This is a genomic window from Vibrio sp. 661 (assembly GCF_033339315.1).
In the GTDB taxonomy this organism is placed as follows: domain Bacteria; phylum Pseudomonadota; class Gammaproteobacteria; order Enterobacterales; family Vibrionaceae; genus Vibrio; species Vibrio alginolyticus.
This window is the reverse complement of sequence record NZ_JAWOUJ010000149.1, coordinates 1-1,012: the sequence shown is the minus strand read 5'-3', so window position 1 is coordinate 1,012 and position 1,012 is coordinate 1. Positions and strand designations below refer to the sequence as shown.

Sequence of the window (1,012 nt, the reverse complement as noted above, 5' to 3'; positions counted from 1 at the left end):
AAAAACAGCGACGTCATGGCGTCGCTGTTGTTATTTGTCGGTTAGCCTGTTGGATTAAACCGTGAAACGACCAACCAAGTCGTAGAGCTCGTTGGCTTTGTGATTGAGGTTTTGGCTTCCCGAGCGGTTTTGGTTGGCAAGGCTTGCCGATTGACTACTTTGCTGCGAAATGACCTCAACACGTTGAGAGATTTCTTGTCCCACTTGGCTCTGTTCTTCGGTTGCAGTGGCGATCAGCGTGTTCATGTCCATAATGTTGGCAATCGCTGCTTGAATGTCTTGCAACGCAACCGAGGCGGCGCGCGCCTCTTCTACCGTTGCTTCACCGCGCGCTTGGCTTGATTCCATCGCACGTACTGCGGCATCTGAGCCAGATTTTAGTTGCTCAATCATTTTATGGATATCGCCCGTACTGTCTTGAGTGCGGCTTGCAAGCTTGCGGACTTCATCTGCTACTACCGCGAATCCACGCCCTTGATCGCCAGCTCGCGCAGCTTCAATCGCAGCGTTTAGAGCCAACAAGTTGGTTTGATCGGCAATGCCACCAATCTCACTCAGAATACCCTGAATAGCCGTGCTTGAAGCCACCAAATTCTGCGTCTGGTGCTGTGCATCATTCACTTGCGAAGCGAGGTTATCCACCGCGCTTGCAGCATTGTCCATACGCGACATGCCATTCGCACTATTGCTTTGAACTTGGCTTGCCGCCGCTGCTGCTTGTACCGCAGAATTTGCCACTTCTTGTGCGGTTGCGCTCATCTCATTAATCGCCGTTGCTAGCGAGTTGACTTCGTTTACTTGAACGTTCAGTTGATCTCTCGAAGCCGCCGCGCGAGCTTGGCCTTCACTTGCGTTTTTATCAACTTGGTCTGCCGTCGCCATTACGGTTAAAAGCATTTCCTGAATGCGAGCGAGGAAGGTATTAAACCAGTGCGCCAACTGCGCGGTTTCGTCCTTGCCTTTCACCTCAATGCGGTAAGTTAGGTCGCCCTCGCCTTGTGCTGCGTCTTTA

1 protein-coding gene is annotated in these 1,012 nt (G+C 51.9%); it reads right to left on the bottom strand.

The features are described 5' to 3' along the window. Positions 1 to 54 precede the first annotated feature (54 nt). Positions 55 to 1,012 (bottom strand): methyl-accepting chemotaxis protein (locus R7P69_RS25330; RefSeq protein WP_318121851.1); only part of this gene is annotated, 958 nt, incomplete at its 5' end.